The sequence below is a fragment of the Lewinella sp. JB7 genome (assembly GCF_024297185.1).
In the GTDB taxonomy this organism is placed as follows: domain Bacteria; phylum Bacteroidota; class Bacteroidia; order Chitinophagales; family Saprospiraceae; genus Neolewinella.
Window position 1 is genome coordinate 461,499 of sequence record NZ_JANCTD010000002.1, and the last position, 17,389, is coordinate 478,887.

Here is a 17,389-nt window from a genome sequence, read left to right on the forward strand (position 1 = left end):
GTATGCGCCACCTGTATTGTTTGCTCTTTGCCCTTTTCGCCTGCTCCTGCGTCCGCGCCCAATCGCCTACCTTTTCCTTTCTCACCGCAGAACAGAATGAGTTCGTCGCCGCGGAATTGCGCCGCCTCACCCTCAAACAGAAGGCCGGTCAAATGACCCAGGTGGCCGTGGACCTGGTCTTCGAAGGCCAGACCTACGTGCTCACCGTGCCACCCGTTTTCAGCGATGAAAGGCTGAACCACGTCATCGGGGAACGGGAGATCGGTTCCATCCTTAACGTTCCGAGCCGCTCGATCCCCACCCCCGCCGAGTACCGGGAGTACATCGGCAAGATCCAGGAGAAGGCCATGCAGACCACCGGTGTCCCCGTACTGTACGGCCAGGACGCCATCCACGGCGCCAATTACGTACGCGGCAGCACGCTGTACGCCCAACCCCTCGGCGTAGCGGCCAGTTTCAACACCGAGCTTGCCACCGAGCTGGCCAGCCTGACCGCCTACGAACTCAAGGCCGCCAGCATTCCCTGGAACTTCAGTCCGGCGATGGACGCTGGTCGCCACCCGGCCTGGCCACGCACCTGGGAATGCTTCGGGGAGGATACTTACGTCAACCAGCAGTTCGGATTAGCGGCCCTGCGGGGGTACCAGGGCGACGGCGTGAACGGGAAGAACAATGTCGTAGCCTGTCTGAAACACTTTACCGGTTACGGAGCTACGGCCAGCGGGCACGATCGTACGCCGGCCTACCTTCCCGAGCGGCAGTTGCGGGAGTACTACCTGCCGCAGTTTCAGGCGGCGATCGACTCCGGCGCGCTGACCGTCATGATCAACTCCGGTGAGATCAACGGAATCCCCGTGCATACGAGCAAACGCCTGCTTACCGATATCCTGCGCGACGAAATGGGCTTCGAGGGGCTGCTGGTTTCCGACTGGCAGGACGTCCGCTACCTCTACGAGCGACACCACGTAGCCAACGATCTGAAGGAAGCGGTACGCATGGCCATCGATGCCGGTATGGATATGAGCATGACGGCCGTCACGACCGACTTTCCCGATGTCGTCGTGGAGCTGGTACAGGAAGGCCAGCTGACGGAGGGCCGCATCGATACGTCCGTGGCCCGGGTGCTCGCGGTAAAGGTGGCCCTCGGACTGTACGAACAACACCTCTGGGAGCCGGAGGAGTTTCCCGAATTCGGCGGACAGCGCTTCGCCCGCAAGGCTCAGCAGTCGGCCGAAGAAGCCATCGTGCTGCTGAAGAACGACGGTCTGCCCCTGCCCATCGATCCCGAGCAGCGGATACTCGTTGTCGGGCCTACGGCCGATAACATGCGCAGCCTCAACGGCGGCTGGACCTACAGCTGGCAGGGACAGGAGGCCGATCGCTACCTGCAGGACCATAACACTATCCGGGAAGCGATCCAGAAACAGTTTCCCGGTCGCGTGACCTACGCCCCGGGGGCTACGATGGATTCCCTGCAGGACGTAGCCACCGCGCTGTCCCTGGCCCGGGAATCCGACATCATCGTCTTATGCCTCGGCGAATCGTCCTACACCGAAGACCCCGGCAACATTAACAGCCTCGTGCTGCCGAGCGTGCAGCGGAGACTGTTTGACGAGCTGCACGCCGTAGGTAAGCCCATCGTGCTGGTCATGGCCGCCGGGCGCCCCCGCCTGATGACGAGCATGGCCAATCGTTCCCGGGCCGTCCTGTTTGCTCCCTATCCGGGTCCCTACGGCGGCGACGCCATCGCCTCCGTGCTGGCCGGTCGGGTGAATCCGAGCGGCCGTCTCCCCCTCACCTATCCGCGCCACCCCAACGCGCTGGTTAGCTACGACCACAAAGCCACCGAAGCGCGCAACGGAGGGTACAACCCCCTGTTCGAGTTTGGCTACGGACTGAGTTACACCGATTTCGTGTATTCCGATCTGCGCCTGAGCAGTCGCGTTATGAATCCGCAGGACACGCTCGAAGTGTCGTTGCGCGTAACCAACGAGGGCCAACGGGCCGGCAAACACTCCATCCTGCTCTACACTTCGGATTTGGTGGCCAGCGTGACGCCCAGCGTACAGCGCTTGCGTAAATTCACGAAGGTGCACCTGGAGCCCGGAGAGAACGAGGTCATCACCTTCCGGCTCACGCCCGCCGATATCGCCTTCATCGGTCGCGACGACCGGCCCACCACCGAGCCGGGAACCTTCCGCATCTCGATCGGGAACCTGACCGAGGAATTCGACTTCGAAGCGCGGTAGTGTAGCTGCTTATTCCTTGGCCGCGCGTACCATCTCTTTCACGGCTTCGCGCAACTTGACCGCGTCGTACACGATGCCATCCTTGATGGTATAGCGCACTCCCTCGGTTGTGGTCACCTCGTTATTCTCCGTGAGCCGGGTGGCTCCGGTGCCGTAGAGTACTTTGAGATCCGCTAGCGGATTTTCCGCCACCAGCACGATATCGGCAAGTTTGCCGGGTTCGATGGTGCCGATCTCGTCGTCCGCTCCGAGCGCTTCCGCACCGTTCAGCGTGGCGGAGCGAATCACCTCGAGGGGATGAAAACCGGCCTCCCGCAGGAGTTCGAGTTCCCGAATGAAGCCGAATCCGTAGAGTTGGTAGATGTAGCCGGAGTCGGATCCCGCCGTTACCCGGCCACCGCGGTTCTTGTACTCGTTCACGAAGGTCATCCAGAGCTGGTAGTTTCGTTTCCAGTCAACCTCCTGTTCCGTCCCCCACTTATGCCAGTAGCTTCCGTGACTAATGCGGCTGGGGGCGTAAAATTTCATCAGGCTGGGCAGGGTATACTCCTGGTGCCAGTCGGCGTTACGGGCCCGCATGACGTCCCGGTTGGCGTCGTAGATGTTGAAAGTGGGATTGAGGGTGAAATCCAGGGACAGCAGTTCGTTCATCACGGCGTTCCAGTGGTCGCTGTAGGGTTCGGCGGCCTGTTCCCAGAGCTTGCCCGCCTCCCCGAAGCGGTGCTCCTCGTTCTGGTAGTTGTAGTCGACCGGATAGTCCTGCACGCTGCGGTCGGCGAAGAGGGCCTCGGGCAGCCCGTACCAGTGTTCCATGGTGGTGAGGCCGGCGCGGGCGGAATGCAGGACGTTCCAGCGCCCGACGTTCAGCTGCGCGTGGTGGCAGGCGCTGCGCAAGCCGATTTCTTTATTGGTTTCCAGGGCGGCGCGCATCAGATCCGGGCGGGCGCCGAATAGTTTGATGCCGTCACTGCCCTTGTCCTTATTCTCGCGCACCCAGGCGACGACCTCCTCCGTAGTCGTGAAGGGTTCTTCCCGCCCCTGCCCGAAGCCGGTATAGGCGAAGATGCGGGGGGCGGCAATTTCGTTGGCCGCCGAACGTCGCTTGTGCTCCAGTGTCCAGTCGAGACCGTTGAAACTACCGGGTTCGCGAATAGTAGTAATGCCGTGGCCGAGCCACAGCTTATACACGTAATCGGGTGTCGTACCCTGGGCCATCCCGCCGGTATGTCCGTGCATGTCGACGAATCCGGGCAGGGCGTACATACCGTGAGCGTCGAGTTCCCGTCCTCCGGCCTTAAGTTGGGGCCGTCCGGCGGGGTCGATGTCCACGCCGGGAAAGCCCACCGTGGCGGCCGAAACGATGCGATTGCCTTCGATCACGATGTCCACGGGACCGATGGGCGGGGCGCCGTTACCGTTAATGAGGGTGACTCCCCGGATGATGAGTTGCGAGTAGGGCCCGGCCCCAAAATCTTCCCCGCGGGCCTCGGCGTGTGCCATTTGGGCGGGAACGCGGGAGCCCGCCAGTACGAGGAGAAGCAATAGCAAGCGCGTAGACGCAGTTATGGTATTCATGTCGTGAAGGTAATGGGTGACCACGCTATTTCCCTTACCTTCGCCCCGCGTAGTAAGAACGTCAACAATATGAGTAAGCGTAACAAGCAGAAGAACCGTCCCGGTACCGTGGCCGAGCCCACCGCCGAAGCGGTCCGGAACGTAGCCGCGCCCAGGGTCAAAGACCCGCGGCTCACGCCGGAGCGTGCCGGACGGCCCCTCGTATTTGGCGCGGAAACGTACAAGTGGCTTGCCGGAGGCTTCGTGCTCATCGTGGTCGGCTTCTTGCTTATGGTCGGCGGCCGCGACCCCGATCCTACGGTCTTTGACGCGGAGTCCATTTACAGTTTCCGCCGCATCACCCTGGCACCGATCATTATCCTGGCGGGACTGGGCGTGACGACCTACGCGATCTTCAAAAAATAGCCCGTGAGCGACTTGTTGCGTGCGTTGATCCTGGGCATCGTCCAGGGCCTGACCGAGTTTCTTCCCGTTAGCAGTAGCGGTCATCTGGAATTGACCAAGTGGTTGTTCGACGACCATAGCCTGGCCTCCGAAAGCATGCTCATGACGGTGACGCTGCACGCCGCGACCGCCCTGGCTACCATCGTGGTTTTCCGTCGGGACGTCGGCGAAATTTTGCGGGATCTGTTCCGCTTCGAGTGGAACACGGGCACTAAGTTCTCCCTGCTTATTCTGGTGAGTATGGTGCCGGCCGCCTTCGTCGGATTGCTTTTTGACGAGCTCCTCACTACCCTCTTCGACCGGCAGATCGTCCTGGTGGCTTTCATGCTCGTCGTGACGGGTCTGCTGCTCTTTCTGGCCGACCGTGCCCGCCGCACCGAGAAGAGCGTGGACTGGATGGACGCGGCCCTGATCGGCGTTGCCCAGGCTATCGCTATCCTGCCCGGCATCAGTCGCTCGGGAGCGACGATTTCCACGAGCGTACTGCTGGGCATCGACCGGGAACGCTCGGCCCGCTTCTCCTTCCTGATGGTCGTGCCCCTCATCCTCGGCAAGATCGCCAAGGATATCATTGACGGGGCATTTACGGAGACCTCCTCCGCCCTGGAGCTCTCGGTAGGCTTTCTCGCCGCATTTTTCACGGGCATGGCGGCCTGCGTCTGGATGATCAAATTGGTAAAAAAGGCGGAACTTAAGTACTTCGCTTACTACTGCTTTGCCGTGGCACTGATCGTGCTGGTGGTAAAGATGATTTTTTAACTTATGCTTACTCCTTCCACAACCCCGCCCTTTTCCTTCCGTGAGGGGGCCATGTTCCTGATCGACAAGCCGCAGGACTGGACCAGCTTCGATGTCGTGAATAAGCTTCGCTGGAAGATCCGCAAGCACCTGGGCGTAAAGAAGTTCAAGGTCGGCCACGCCGGCACCCTCGATCCCATGGCCACCGGTCTGCTGAACCTATGCGTCGGACAGTGGACCAAGGAGCTTAAACAACTGGAAGGCCTCGACAAGTCCTACACAGGAACCATTAAGCTAGGGGCCACCACCCCCTCCTACGACGCGGAAACCGAAGAGGATGGAAGCTTCCCAACCGATCATCTCACGCTGGAGGCGCTGCGGCGCGCGGCCGAGCGGTTTACCGGCGATATCGAGCAGATCCCGCCGATGTACTCGGCCGTGAAGGTCGACGGACAGCCCCTCTATAAACGCGCCCGGCGGGGGGAGCACATCGAGGTACAGGCGCGCCCGGTGACGGTCCACCGCTTCGCCCTGGATAACTTCACGGGCACGTCGGTCGACTTTGAGATTTCCTGCAGCAAGGGGACGTACATCCGTACGCTGGCCAACGATCTGGCCGAGGCGGCCGGCAGCGGCGGATACCTGACGGCCCTACGCCGCACCTCCGTGGGCCCCTACCACGTGCGGGACGCTTGGCAACTCGATGCCCTGCTGGAAACGATCGAAAAGCTGTAGCCACCCCCGGCTTACTCCGCTTCTTCCCAATTTTTGGTACGCTCGATGGCCTTTTGCCACCCGCCGTAGCGCCGCTGACGGTCTTCCTCGCTCATTTCCGGCCGGAACGACTGGTCGAGTTGCCAGGTGGCGTTCAGGTCTTCCCGTTTCCAGAACCCGACGGCCAGGCCGGCCAGCATCGCGGCCCCGAGAGCGGTGGTCTCCACGATCTTCGGACGCTCAACGTCGACCCCGAGGATATCCGCCTGGAACTGCATGAGGAAGTTGTTGGCGCTCGCTCCACCGTCGACGCGTAGGGTTTTAAGTTCACTTTTGGCGTCCTTCTGCATCGCTTCCAGTACGTCCTTTACCTGGTAGGCCAGGCTCTGGAGGGTCGCCCGCACGATATGTGCCTTGGAGGTACCGCGGGTCAGGCCGAACATCGCCCCGCGGGCGTACATGTCCCAGTAGGGCGCGCCGAGTCCGGCAAATGCCGGGACCACGTAGACTCCCCCGGTGTCCTTAACCTTGCGGGCGTAGTATTCGCTGTCGGGGGCTTCGTCGATCAGCTTTAGGCCGTCGCGCAGCCACTGAATGGCGGCGCCGGCGATGAAAACGCTTCCCTCCAGGGCGTATTCGGTGCGTCCGTCGATTTCCCAGGCAATGGTGGTCAGCAAACCGTGCTGGCTGGGGACCGCTTCAGTTCCCGTATTGAGCAGCATAAAGCATCCGGTTCCGTAGGTGTTCTTCGCCTGCCCGGGCTCGAAACAAGCCTGCCCGAACAGAGCGGCGTGCTGATCGCCCGCCATTCCGGCGATGGGTATATCCTTTCCGAAGAGCGTCGTCTTTCCGTATACCTCGCTGCTCGATTTAACTTCCGGAAGCAGGGCACGGGGTACATCCAACTCACGGAGAAGCTGCTCGTCCCAGTCCCGCTTACGAATATCAAACAACATGGTGCGTCCGGCATTTGTCACGTCCGTCACGTGAACCTTGCCGCCGGTGAGCTTATAGACGAGCCAGCTGTCCATAGTGCCGAAGCACAGTTCGCCGGCTTCGGCGCGTTGCCGTGCATTGGGGACGTTGTCCAGCAGCCACTTGATCTTAGTCCCGCTGAAGTAGGCATCGATAACCAGGCCGGTCGTCTGTTTGACGTGGGCTTCCAGACCGCGTTCCTTCAGCGCATCGCAGATCCCGGCGGTACGTCGGTCCTGCCACACGATCGCATGGTGGATCGGCTCGCCCGTCGCGCGGTCCCAAATAAGGGTGGTTTCCCGTTGATTGGTGATGCCGATCGCGGCCACGTCTGCCGCGTTCACTCCGGTGCGCTCGAGGAGCTCGCGTACTACCCCCACCTGAGCGGTCCAGATTTCGGAGGCGTCGTGCTCGACCCAAGCGGGATTCGGATAGTACTGGGTAAATTCTTTCTGGGCGGTATCGACGATACTCCCGCTACGGTCGAAGAGAATGGCACGGGAGGAAGTGGTGCCCTGGTCCAGGGCAAGGATATACTGCGGCATGATCTGTTGAGTGTGCCACAATATAGTTACGGCTACGACAACGGACCGCGATGGCTATACGCGCACCGCTTCCGCGAGGGATTCGTAGGTTTCCAGCAGTTGCTCGGCGAGTATGCGCCGGTCGTAGTACCGGTAAAATGCCGCCTGGGCGTTTCGTCCGATGGCCTCGAGTTTACGTCCCCGGCGCAGACACTCCTCGATCGTCTGCGCGAACTGGGCGGGGGTATCGGCGATGAAGAGTTCCCGCCGGTTGCGTGCCTTTATGCCTTCGAGCCCCATCGTCGTCGTCACCACCACCCGGCCCAACGACATGGCTTCGAGGATCTTGGCGCGCATCCCCCCCCCGCTCAGCAGGGGTACGATACTGATGGTATGCGCGGCCACGAAATCACAACTGTTGGGGACTTCTCCGTGAATGACCACGTTGGGCATGCGCAGTTGCCGGATACTGTGGGGCATGTTGCGGCCGGCGACGTGAAACTTCACCTCCGGGCAGCGGCGGTGAATTTCGGGCCACACGTCGTTGAGGAACCACTGCAGACCTTCGAGGTTGGGCATCCAGTCGAGTGAGCCGATGAAGTGGAGGTCCGGCGGTGCGGCGTAGCTATCGTAGGTCGGCGGTCCGCAGCGGGTTTCCAGTCCGATCGGTAATACGAGAGAGCGTCCCCTATAGCCCAGCCGCTCGAAGTGTTTCTTGTCGCGGCCCGTAATGGGCAGAAGCAGGTCGTACTGATTGAGCTGACTACGCTCGTAGTCCCGTAGCTGCTTGGTGAGGTGACGGAGATACCAGCGTTTGGGGGCGAACGAGATATTGTCGCAGCAGCGTTCCCAGATTTCGTGCTCGACGTTGTGGGACCGCATCACCACCTGGGCCGAAGAGTAGCGGCGAATGGTACTCAGATAGGGTGCCAGATAGAGCGTCTCCAGTTGCACGATGTCGAAATCCACCTCCTGCAGCCACTCCGCCAGTACATCGTGGTAGTCCTGCTGGTGGAAGCGGCTGATGTGGTAAGAGGTCCCCCGCACGAGATTGGCGACCGCGTCGACCGGGCTTACCTGATTGTCGACTGCTACTGTCCGGACCTCGTAGTAGTGATCCATTTCCGGCGGTAGCTCCGGGCCTTCGTAGAAATGCTTGGAGGTGTTCATGGCCAGCAGACTGACCTGACAACCGAGTTCGCTGAGACTTTTCGTCAATCCGTGAATGGCCAGACTTTCACCGTCCTTGAGGGGGAAGGGAAATTTTTTAGTCAGAACAAGTAGTTTCATCGGTAGCTGGCTCTAGGGTGTGGTACACTTCCAGGACGGGGTGGAAGGGGAAAACGTGGTATGACTACCGGCCGAATCCCGAAAAATGTCGGCCATATGCCCTTAGTCTTCCCAGCGGTTATTGTCCAGGTCATCCTCGTACATTCTACCCCGGGCGTTGATTTCGACGGATTGAATGGTCTGCTTGTCCATTTCCAGCGTGAAGGAGTAGTTCGGATTTGTCCATCCCCAGTCGGCCAGCACGGTCCAGTCGGCCGCGTAGTCGGGGCGGGGCTTCTCTCCCCGGAGGATTTGGGGGGCGATGTAATAGTATTTTTCCGATCCATCCTTCAGGGTCACCGTTACTTCCAGGGGCATGGGCATGCGACCGACACGTTTCAGATCGATCCGGGTAGTGCCGCTGCTGTCCACGTCTTCCACATCAGCTACGGCATAATCGGGGTAGTCGGTTCCGTTGACCCAGTACTCGCGGTACCAGTCTAGTTCGAGTCCGGAGCACTTTTCGGCAATGCGCACGAAGTCGTTGGGGTTAGGGTGCTTAAAGCGCCAGTCGTGGTAGTACCGTTGGAGGGTACAGGTGAAAGCATCCTCCCCGATGATGTAGCGGAGTTGCTCCAGGAATACCGAACCGTTTACGTAGCTAGCTACGCTGTAGGCGGAATTGGTAGCGAAATGGTCGGCGTGGACCGTAAGCGGTTCCTGCAGACCGGTCTGGCGGAAGCCGCGCAGACTAGCGAAGGTCCGCGCGTGGGGGTTGTCGGCAACCTCTCCCTCCAGCAGACCCTCGCGGCGCAGATGGTTCATGACCTCGCTGCTGGCCCAACTCGTAAAGCCCTCGTCCATCCAGGCGTAAAGCGCTTCATTGGTGCCCATCAGCATCTGGTACCAGGTATGCATCAGTTCGTGAACGCTTACGCCGACGAGACTCGATAAATTACGCTGGCCGGTAATGAGGGTAGCCATGGGGTACTCCATACCGCCGTCCCCTCCCTGAATGAAGCTGTATTGCTCGTAGGGGTAGGCGCCGTAATGCTGATTGATGTAATCGAAGGCCGCGTCCATAATAGCGGGCAGCTTTTCCCAGTTCTCGGTAGTCTCGGCCCCCGGCTGGTAGAAGAAGTTCAGAGTAGTGCCGTTCGTGCGTTCCAGCGTGCGGTGGGTATAGTCCGGATCGGCCGCCCACACGAAGTCGTGCACGTTCGGGGCCAGAAAACGGTAACTAAGGATGTCCGGACGCGAAGCGGGCTCGGGAGCGTAGCCGTAACCGATGATTTCGGGATTCTGTAGGTAACCCGTGGCCGCTACCACGTAGTCACGCGGAATATTGATCGTCACGTCGAAGTCTCCCCAGATGCCGTAAAATTCGCGACCGATGTAGGGGTTGGCGTGCCAGCCCTGGTAGTCGTACTCGGCCATCTTCGGGTACCACTGGGCCATGCTGTAGTCGATGCCCTCGGCGTTGTCACGACCGCTGCGGCGGATTTGCAGAGGCACCTGCGCGTCCCAGGTCATGCTGAAGACCGTACTGTCACCCGGAAGCAGGGGTTCGTCGAGGCGAACCTCCAGGATCGTACCGACCTCCTCGAACGCAAGGTCGCGGCCGTCTCGCTGTAGTGTATTTACGTGGATGTAGCCAATTTCCTCCGGCGTGAGCTTGCTGATTCGGTCGGCCACCCGATCATCGGCGTCGGGCAGGTTCAGGTTGCGGAGGTCCATCTGGCTTCCCGGCTGGAATGCATTGAAGTACAGATGGTAAAATACCTTGTCCAGGGTGTCCGGCGACTGATTGAAGTAAGTCAACTCCTGAGTACCGGCGTACTGGTGGTTGCGGACGTCAAAGTCAATTTCCATCCGGTAGGCCGCCCGCTGCTGCCAGCGATCGGGTTGGGCAAAAAGGAGGGCGGGAACGCAGGAGCAAGCAAGGAACAATAAGCGAAGGGCGGGAACGGGCATTAAGACGGGGGGTTGGTTTCTGAGGCGGGGGGTTATCTAAGACATGCAAACGCGTAATCGCGGAAAAGTGCAGTCCGCCCCCCCGAATTTTGACGCAATGGTAACGTTTTGTAGCGACGGCTTCAGCCGTTATGCTGCTCTCGCGTCACCTCAATCTTAGAACTGCCTTACCGTGTAGCGACGGCTTCAGCCGTTATGCTGCTCCTGCGTTACGTCAATTTTGGTACTGCCCTACCGTGTAGCGACGGCTTCAGCCGTTATGCTGCTCCTGCGTTACGTCAATTTTGGTACTGCCCTACCGTGTAGCGACGGCTTCAGCCGTTGTGCTGCTCTTGTGTCATATGAATTTATAGTACCGCCCCACCGTGTAGCGACGGCTTCAGCCGTAATGCTGCTCGTTAACCATGCAAAACTCGACACTTCCAGCTCCGCTGTATACCCAGACCCGACTGCCGTGAAGCGACGGCTCCGGCCGTCAGGGGGCTCGTACGTCATATTAATTTTAATACCGCCCTTACCGTATCACGACGGCCTCCGCCGTCCCGCAGCTGAATCGTTTAATGTACAGCTTAACGGATAGGGCCGTCGCAATCGGTACAGCTCGACGGCTCAAGCCGTCGCTACAGGTTCTGGCCTTTCTATCGGTACAGCGCGACGGCTCAAGCCGTCGCTACACGGCTTAGGCTGTTGCTACCGGTACAGCTCGACGGCTCAAGCCGTCGATACATGGTTCAGGTCGTTGCTATCGGTACAGCGCGACGGCTCAAGCCGTCGCTACAGGTTCAGGTCGTTGCTACCGGTACAACTTGACGGCTCAAGCCGTCGCTACTGTTCAGGTCGTTGGTATCGGTATAGCGCGACGGCTCAAGCCGTCGCTACACGGCTCAAGCCGTCGCTACACGGTTCAAGCCGTCGCTACAGGTTCAGGTCGTCGGTACACGGGCTTGCGTTATCTTTGCCCCCACAATTGTTGAATATGTCCGCACCCCTTGCTCGTCACCTTCCACTACTTCTGTTGCTGATTCTGCTGGCGGCGGCCAGCCGGCTACTTCCCCACTGGCCGAATTTCGGTCCCATCGGGGCCATGGCGCTCTTCGGTGCCGCGGCCTTCCCGCGTAAGTGGATGGCGGCGCTGGTGCCCTTCGCAGCGCTTTACCTCAGCGATCTGGCGCTTAACAACGTACTGTACAGTCAGTACTACGAGGGATTTTACTGGGGCTTCAACGCCTGGGTATACCTGGGTTTCGGCCTCACGATCCTCCTGGGTTTCGGACTGTTGCGTAATACGACCTTCCGCTGGTTACGCCTGGGCGGAGCGACCGTCGGCGCCACCCTCGTATTTTTCGTGCTGACCAATTTCGGCAGTTGGCTCGGGTCGCCCCTCTACCCCCAGACCTGGTCGGGCCTAGTAGCGGCCTTCGTGGCCGGCCTGCCCTTCCTGTTAAACAGTTTCGCCGGAAACGTGCTGTTCGCCGGCCTGCTGTTCGGGGGCGCGCGGTATTTCGCGAAAACCCCCACGGAGGCTACCGTTCGGGAACGGGTATAGGATCAGGGATGAGGTACCACCGGTTATTCTTACTGGCATTGCTCCTTACGGGACTGGCCTGCTCCCGCGTTTCCGCCCAAATCGTCAACATCGAGGATAAACGGAAGGGCTTCGATTCCGTAGGCTGGTACGGACAGATCGATCTCGGCGGCAACCTCACCCGCAATAAGGCGAAGGTCATCAGCCTGAACGGCAGCGTACGCGTGGACCGCAAGGGTCGCCAGCATGCCCTGCTCGCCCTGGCCGATTACCGACTGGTGCAGGTGAGTGGAGACAACGCCCTGAACGCCGGCTTCGCCCACTTGCGGTATGCGTATTACCTCAGTGACCGGTGGCGGTGGGAGGCCTTCACCCAGGTGCAGTACAACGAGCAACTCCGACTGGGCCTGCGCACGCTGGTCGGGACCGGACCACGCCTCAAGTTGTTTGCCTTCGGCGACAACCGCGTGTACGTCGGAGTGCTCTACATGTACGAGTACGACGAAGTGGCGGAGGGCACCATCACCTACCGGGACCACCGGTTGAGCAGCTACCTAAGCTTTTCCCTGTTTCCGCTGCCCAACGTCACTCTGTCGAATACGACTTACTACCAACCCGTGATCCCCGACTTCCGGCAACCGCGGCTGTCCAGCATAACGGCCGTGACCCTCAAACTAACGGATCGCCTCGCTTTTAATACCCGGTACAGCATCACCCACGATGCACTGATCAGCCAGGGACTCGACGACGTACCCGCTACCTCCTACGACTGGACCAACGGATTACGCTACAGTTTCTAGGCAGGGCGTAACTTACTGCCATGCTAAAGCTATTTTTTCCCGGGCTGCTCTGCATGCTGCTTACGGCATCCTGCACCGAAACCAAGCCAACGATGAGTTCCGCCGCCTACCCCCAGATCCCCGTCACCTACCCCACGACCGACAAGGACAGTACCGAAGACGAGTACCACGGCCAAATAGTCCGTGACGACTACCGCTGGCTGGAGGACGACAATAGTGTAAAGACCAAGGACTGGGTCACGCGGCAGAACGAGGTGACGTTTGGTTACCTGGAGCAAATCCCCTTCCGTCAGGACATCGAGGAGCGCCTGACCGAGCTGGTCAACTACCCCCGCCTGTCCTCCCCCTATAAAGTCGGTGAGTACTACTTCTACGGGCGCAATGACGGACTGCAGAACCAGTCCGTGATCTACTACAAGAAGGGCCTGGACGGAGAAGAGCGGGTCTTCATCGACCCCAACGCGCTCAATGCCGAGGGAACCACCAGCATCAACTTGCTGGGGGCGGACAAACAGAACCGCTACATGGCGTACAGCCGCAGCGACGCCGGGAGTGACTGGCAGACGATCTACATCCGCGACATCGCGACGAACGAGGACCTAGAGGATGAGCTCCAGTGGGTCAAATTCAGCGGAGCCGGTTGGTACGGCGACGGCTTTTTCTACAGCCGCTACCCCGCCCCGGCCGAGGGAGAAGAGCGTAAGGGGAATAACCTGATGCACTCGGTGTACTACCACAGTCTCGGACAGCCACAGTCCCGGGACCGGGTAGTCTTCGAGGACGCCGATCATCCGGACTACTACCACTACGGCGGAACCACCGAGGAGGAAGATTATCTCATCATGTACGCCGCCCCGGGAACGGATGGTTTTGCCACCTATTACCTGCCGTTAGGCGGGGGCGAGTTGCCGCCGGTCATCGAACCCGTAGCGCTCTTCGCCGACACGAAGAATAAGAGTCAGGTCGTGCACACCGATGGCACCGACTTCTGGGTGCTTACGGACATTGGGGCCCCGAACTACCGCCTCGTGAAGATCAACATCAACAAGCCCCAGCGCACCAGTTGGGTAGAGATCATTCCCGAAAGTGAGGATCTGTTGCAGAGCGTTACCACGGGGGGCGGATACCTTTTCGCCAACTACCTGGAGAAGGCTACGGACCGATTCTACCGCCTGAGCTACGACGGTGAGCACAAGACCGCCGTGCAGCTGCCGGGGGTGGGGTCAGCCGGCGGATTCAGCGGCAAGGAAGAGGACAAGCAATTGTTCTACGTGTATACCAGCTTCACCTACCCTCCGACCATCTTTGAATACGACGTGGAGACCAACGAGAGTAAGCCGTTTTTCGAGCCGGAGTTGAAGTTCGATCCTAAGGAATACGAAGAGAAGCAGGTGAGTTACATCAGTAAGGACGGGACCGAGGTGACGATGTTTCTGGTACACAAAAAGGGACTCGAGCTGGACGGTGACAACCCGACTTACCTCTACGGGTACGGTGGTTTCAACATCAGTCTGTCGCCGAGCTTCAGCGTGATGCGTATGCCCCTATTGGAGAACGGGGGTGTATTTGCCATGGCCAACCTCCGCGGGGGCGGCGAGTACGGCGAATCGTGGCACCAAGCCGGCATGCTCGAAAATAAGCAGAACGTATTCGACGACTTCATCAGCGCCGCCGAGTACCTCATCGAACAGGGCTACACTCGCAAGGAGAAACTGGCCATCGCCGGAGGTTCCAACGGCGGTCTGCTGGTGGGCGCCGCGATGACCCAGCGTCCCGATCTGTTTGCCGTAGCCTTTCCGGCCGTCGGAGTGATGGACATGCTGCGCTACCACAAGTTTACCGTCGGTAAGGGGTGGATTCCGGAGTACGGGAGCAGTGAGGATTCCAGTATGTTCCCGGTTCTGCACGCCTACAGTCCGCTCCACAACTTGCGTCCGGGCACCGCCTACCCGGCCACGATGATCACCACCGCCGACCACGACGACCGCGTGGTTCCCGCCCACAGCTTCAAGTACGCCGCCCGGTTGCAGGAAACCCAGGCGGGTGAGCGTCCCGTGCTGATCCGCATCGAAACCAATGCCGGGCACGGGGCGGGCAAACCGATCTCTAAGATGATCGAGGAGGAAGCCGATCGGTGGAGCTTTTTCTTTTACAATACCCAGGCGCCCGTCAAGTACGCGGTGAAGGGATAAGTCGCCGACATTTGCAGGCGACTAAGCTACCGTGCCCCCGCAGCTGCTCCCCGCCCCCGCGGTGCAACCGTAGCAGTGTTGGTTCAGGACGATGTTGCGGTTGCGCAGAGCCTCGAGGTCGAAATCCCGCAGGTGCTGTCCCTTACTGGCGACTTTGAGGTCAAGCATCTGATTGAAGTCGCAGTCGTAGAGGTAGCCGTCCCAGCTGACGGAAATGGTATTGCGGCACATCAGCCCGTCCACCGTAGCCGGATTGTAGGCGTCGACTAGTTTCTGCATGTATTCCCCGTAGTTTCCGCTTTCGAGCAGATAGTCCAGGAAGCGACTGACCGGTAGATTGGTGATCGCGTAAAGCTCGTTGAAAACGATGCCGTACTTGCGATCCAGCTGCCGCTTAAATTCCGCCTGCAGCGTCTCCTGTTTCCCGGGCAGGTAGGCACCGGAAGGATTGAAAACCAGATCCAGTTTGAGTCCGGTTCCGGGCTGTCCGTAGCCAACGTCGTTGAGGAGTTGCAGCGCCTTGATGGAATCCTCGAAGACCCCATCTCCCCGCTGCCCGTCGGTCCGCCCCTTGCTGAAGTAGGGCAGGCTGGAAACGACCTGTACCCGGTGCTTAGCCAAAAATTCGGGGAGATCCCGGTACTTGGGGTTTGCCATGATGATCGTGAGGTTGCAGCGGTCGATCACCCGTTTACCGAGGGCGGTACACTGCTCCACGAACCAGCGGAAGTGGGGGTTCATTTCGGGGGCCCCGCCGGTGATGTCGACCACCTTGATCGAAGGACTGGCGGCGAGTACCGCGACGCAGAGTTCCAGGTCGGCCCGGTTCATATTTTCTTCCTTGCGGTCGGGGCCGGCATCTACGTGACAGTGGGCGCACGTTTGATTGCACAACTTCCCGATGTTGAGCTGGAAAATTTCGATCTCCGTAGGTTTGAAGGGGCGGTGCCCCTGGTCCGCCAGACGGTCGGCGAAGCGGGGGAAGCGGGCGTCCTCTACGTCCTTTCCGTTCAACACGTTCAACTGTACGTATCCGCTAGTCAGGTCGGAACCCTTGCGTTTTAAACTCTGGGTCTTTTGTTTGACTCCCATTGATCATAAATTTTTTACGGTCCCCCGTAGATTTACATAGTCACCTTTTCCACCTGCCGCTGCATCTGTCGGGCATAGATGAGCGTGGTACCCGCCTTTACGGCCGCGGCCACGTGAACGGCTTCCATCATTTGTTCTTCGTCGGCACCGGCCTGCAGGCTGTTAGTGGTGTAGGCATCTATGCAGTAAGAACACTGTATGGCGTGACTCACCGCCAGGGCGATCAGCGCTTTCTCGCGCTCCGTCAGGGCTGTATCGCCTTCGGTGACGCCGCTGTACCAGGCGAAAAATTTTTCTCCCATATCCTCCTGCCAGTCGGCAATCTTACCGAAGGTGCGCAGGTCTTTGGGGTCGCTATAGGGGTTCATGGTTTTAAGCTTTTGGTTCGGAGGGGATGGGTTTTGTGTGGCGGCCGTAGCTCCTGCGTCGATCAGTTTTTCGGGAATCAGAGCCTGTCCTTCACCGGACGCCTCCGCGGCGGGCATGATCTCGGTATTATCCCAGATACCGGTCTTGAGGGTGGTCGCGTAGCTCATTGGCAGGCGCGTACGCTGTTGCAGCATCTTTTCCCGGGCACTAAGGTGATCGTACTCCAGGGCGCGGAATTCATAGGTCAGTTCTCCGTCGACGTCATCGAGCAGCAGAAACCAGGTTCGCGGGGTACCGTCGTTGGCCGGCATTCCGACCGCCCCGGCGTTCAACCAGCACTTCCCGTCACGGGCATCCGCAAAAGGAAGTCCACTGTGTCCACCGATGATCACGTCGGCCCCAGTTACGGAGAAGTTCCGTGCCTTGGTTTGCCAGGGGGTAGACTTCCAGATAAACTCCGACTCATGGTCGACCGATCCGTGCAGAATGCAAACTTTACGATCGGCATACCGGAAGCTTAGCCCGAGGGGCAGCGTGTGCATAAATTCCGTACTCTCCTGACTAACCTCCTCACGGGCGTACGCATACCAGAGGCGGGCGAACAGATCGCACCGGCTACCATCGTTAAAATTGCACCCGCAGTCGTCGATACCGTCGCGCAAGTTGATCTCAACGTTGCCCGCGATTGCATGACACCCCCAGGAGGCCAGGAACTGCAAACTGGCTTCCGGGTCGGCGCAGTAGCCGGGCGTATCACCGGTGCAGATGACGTTCCCGGCAGGGATACCGCGCCGATCCGCCTCGCGGCGCACCGCCCGGAGCGCTTCCAGATTGGAGTATACCCCCCCGAACACGAGCAGGGGCCCGGAGAGACGATCGATCGACTTGAAATGGTCAGGTGACATGGCGCTTAGATACGTGTGGGAGTACGGGACGGTTGCGGCCCTAC

General features: G+C 59.8%; 13 protein-coding genes and 1 pseudogene. 7 read left to right on the plus strand and 7 right to left on the minus strand.

Translation table 11 applies throughout. From position 1 onward, the window contains the following. Positions 1 to 2: 2 nt before the first annotated feature. Positions 3 to 2,249, plus strand: coding sequence for a glycoside hydrolase family 3 N-terminal domain-containing protein (locus tag NMA52_RS05430; RefSeq protein WP_254826634.1), 2,247 nt, complete (start codon positions 3 to 5; stop codon positions 2,247 to 2,249). Positions 2,250 to 2,258: 9 nt separating this feature from the next. Here NMA52_RS05430 and NMA52_RS05435 read toward each other — a convergent pair whose 3' ends face one another. Continuing rightward, positions 2,259 to 3,824, minus strand: coding sequence for an amidohydrolase family protein (locus tag NMA52_RS05435; protein ID WP_254826635.1), 1,566 nt, complete (start codon positions 3,822 to 3,824; stop codon positions 2,259 to 2,261). A 69-nt stretch (positions 3,825 to 3,893) separates the two neighbouring features. Here NMA52_RS05435 and NMA52_RS05440 point away from each other — a divergent pair, with 69 nt between their 5' ends. The 3 genes from NMA52_RS05440 to truB are packed head-to-tail and all read left to right on the plus strand — an operon-like array spanning position 3,894 to position 5,741. Further along, complete coding sequence (locus NMA52_RS05440) at positions 3,894 to 4,229, plus strand: DUF3098 domain-containing protein (RefSeq protein WP_254826636.1); 336 nt, start codon at positions 3,894 to 3,896, stop codon at positions 4,227 to 4,229. 3 nt (positions 4,230 to 4,232) lie between these two features. Then, positions 4,233 to 5,027, plus strand: coding sequence for an undecaprenyl-diphosphate phosphatase (locus NMA52_RS05445; RefSeq protein ID WP_254826637.1), 795 nt, complete (start codon positions 4,233 to 4,235; stop codon positions 5,025 to 5,027). 3 nt (positions 5,028 to 5,030) lie between these two features. After that, positions 5,031 to 5,741, plus strand: a complete 711-nt coding sequence (truB, locus tag NMA52_RS05450) for a tRNA pseudouridine(55) synthase TruB (protein WP_254826638.1) — start codon at positions 5,031 to 5,033, stop codon at positions 5,739 to 5,741. Between the two features lie 11 nt (positions 5,742 to 5,752). Here the strand turns inward: truB and glpK are convergent, their stop codons facing one another. The 3 genes from glpK to NMA52_RS05465 all read right to left on the minus strand — a co-directional run bounded on the left by glpK (position 5,753) and on the right by NMA52_RS05465 (position 10,462). Continuing rightward, positions 5,753 to 7,240, minus strand: coding sequence for a glycerol kinase GlpK (glpK, locus tag NMA52_RS05455; protein WP_254826639.1), 1,488 nt, complete (start codon positions 7,238 to 7,240; stop codon positions 5,753 to 5,755). Between the two features lie 54 nt (positions 7,241 to 7,294). Further along, positions 7,295 to 8,509, minus strand: a complete 1,215-nt coding sequence (locus tag NMA52_RS05460; RefSeq protein WP_254826640.1) for a glycosyltransferase family 4 protein — start codon at positions 8,507 to 8,509, stop codon at positions 7,295 to 7,297. A 102-nt stretch (positions 8,510 to 8,611) separates the two neighbouring features. After that, the gene (locus NMA52_RS05465) at positions 8,612 to 10,462 is read right to left on the minus strand and encodes a M1 family metallopeptidase (protein ID WP_254826641.1); all 1,851 of its coding nucleotides are present in this window, start codon (positions 10,460 to 10,462) and stop codon (positions 8,612 to 8,614) included. A gap of 976 nt (positions 10,463 to 11,438) precedes the next feature. On the opposite strand from NMA52_RS05465, the gene NMA52_RS05470 reads away from it, so the two are divergent. Genes NMA52_RS05470 through NMA52_RS05480 form a run of 3 tightly spaced genes read left to right on the plus strand, consistent with a single transcriptional unit; the run spans position 11,439 to position 14,979 of the window. Then, positions 11,439 to 12,008: a DUF6580 family putative transport protein gene (locus tag NMA52_RS05470; protein ID WP_254826642.1), complete on the plus strand. Its 570-nt coding sequence runs from the start codon at positions 11,439 to 11,441 to the stop codon at positions 12,006 to 12,008. A 38-nt stretch (positions 12,009 to 12,046) separates the two neighbouring features. Beyond that, positions 12,047 to 12,787 carry a DUF481 domain-containing protein gene (locus NMA52_RS05475; RefSeq protein WP_254826643.1) on the plus strand — a complete coding sequence of 247 codons (741 nt, stop codon included), beginning with the start codon at positions 12,047 to 12,049 and terminating at the stop codon, positions 12,785 to 12,787. A 20-nt stretch (positions 12,788 to 12,807) separates the two neighbouring features. Continuing rightward, the gene (locus NMA52_RS05480; RefSeq protein ID WP_254826644.1) at positions 12,808 to 14,979 is read left to right on the plus strand and encodes a prolyl oligopeptidase family protein; all 2,172 of its coding nucleotides are present in this window, start codon (positions 12,808 to 12,810) and stop codon (positions 14,977 to 14,979) included. 21 nt (positions 14,980 to 15,000) lie between these two features. On the opposite strand, the gene arsS is transcribed toward NMA52_RS05480, so the two are convergent. From arsS to NMA52_RS19095, 3 genes and pseudogenes are all read right to left on the minus strand, one after another. Next, positions 15,001 to 16,071: an arsenosugar biosynthesis radical SAM (seleno)protein ArsS gene (gene arsS, locus NMA52_RS05485; protein WP_254826645.1), complete on the minus strand. Its 1,071-nt coding sequence runs from the start codon at positions 16,069 to 16,071 to the stop codon at positions 15,001 to 15,003. A 32-nt stretch (positions 16,072 to 16,103) separates the two neighbouring features. Continuing rightward, positions 16,104 to 16,439, minus strand: a complete 336-nt coding sequence (locus NMA52_RS19090; RefSeq protein ID WP_371930944.1) for an arsenosugar biosynthesis-associated peroxidase-like protein — start codon at positions 16,437 to 16,439, stop codon at positions 16,104 to 16,106. A gap of 288 nt (positions 16,440 to 16,727) precedes the next feature. Then, positions 16,728 to 17,345: pseudogene (locus NMA52_RS19095) on the minus strand (metallophosphoesterase); the annotation flags it as partial. Positions 17,346 to 17,389 lie beyond the last annotated feature (44 nt).

Bases quoted from the DNA above. Each gene is read 5' to 3' on its own strand.
- NMA52_RS05430 (WP_254826634.1), top strand. From the start codon at position 3: ATGCGCCACCTGTATTGTTTGCTCTTTGCCCTTTTCGCCTGCTCCTGC.
- NMA52_RS05435 (WP_254826635.1), bottom strand. From the start codon at position 3,824: ATGAATACCATAACTGCGTCTACGCGCTTGCTATTGCTTCTCCTCGTA.
- NMA52_RS05440 (WP_254826636.1), top strand. From the start codon at position 3,894: ATGAGTAAGCGTAACAAGCAGAAGAACCGTCCCGGTACCGTGGCCGAG.
- truB (WP_254826638.1), top strand. From the start codon at position 5,031: ATGCTTACTCCTTCCACAACCCCGCCCTTTTCCTTCCGTGAGGGGGCC.
- glpK (WP_254826639.1), bottom strand. From the start codon at position 7,240: ATGCCGCAGTATATCCTTGCCCTGGACCAGGGCACCACTTCCTCCCGT.
- NMA52_RS05460 (WP_254826640.1), bottom strand. From the start codon at position 8,509: ATGAAACTACTTGTTCTGACTAAAAAATTTCCCTTCCCCCTCAAGGAC.
- NMA52_RS05465 (WP_254826641.1), bottom strand. From the start codon at position 10,462: ATGCCCGTTCCCGCCCTTCGCTTATTGTTCCTTGCTTGCTCCTGCGTT.
- NMA52_RS05470 (WP_254826642.1), top strand. From the start codon at position 11,439: ATGTCCGCACCCCTTGCTCGTCACCTTCCACTACTTCTGTTGCTGATT.
- NMA52_RS05480 (WP_254826644.1), top strand. From the start codon at position 12,808: ATGCTAAAGCTATTTTTTCCCGGGCTGCTCTGCATGCTGCTTACGGCA.
- arsS (WP_254826645.1), bottom strand. From the start codon at position 16,071: ATGGGAGTCAAACAAAAGACCCAGAGTTTAAAACGCAAGGGTTCCGAC.
- NMA52_RS19090 (WP_371930944.1), bottom strand. From the start codon at position 16,439: ATGAACCCCTATAGCGACCCCAAAGACCTGCGCACCTTCGGTAAGATT.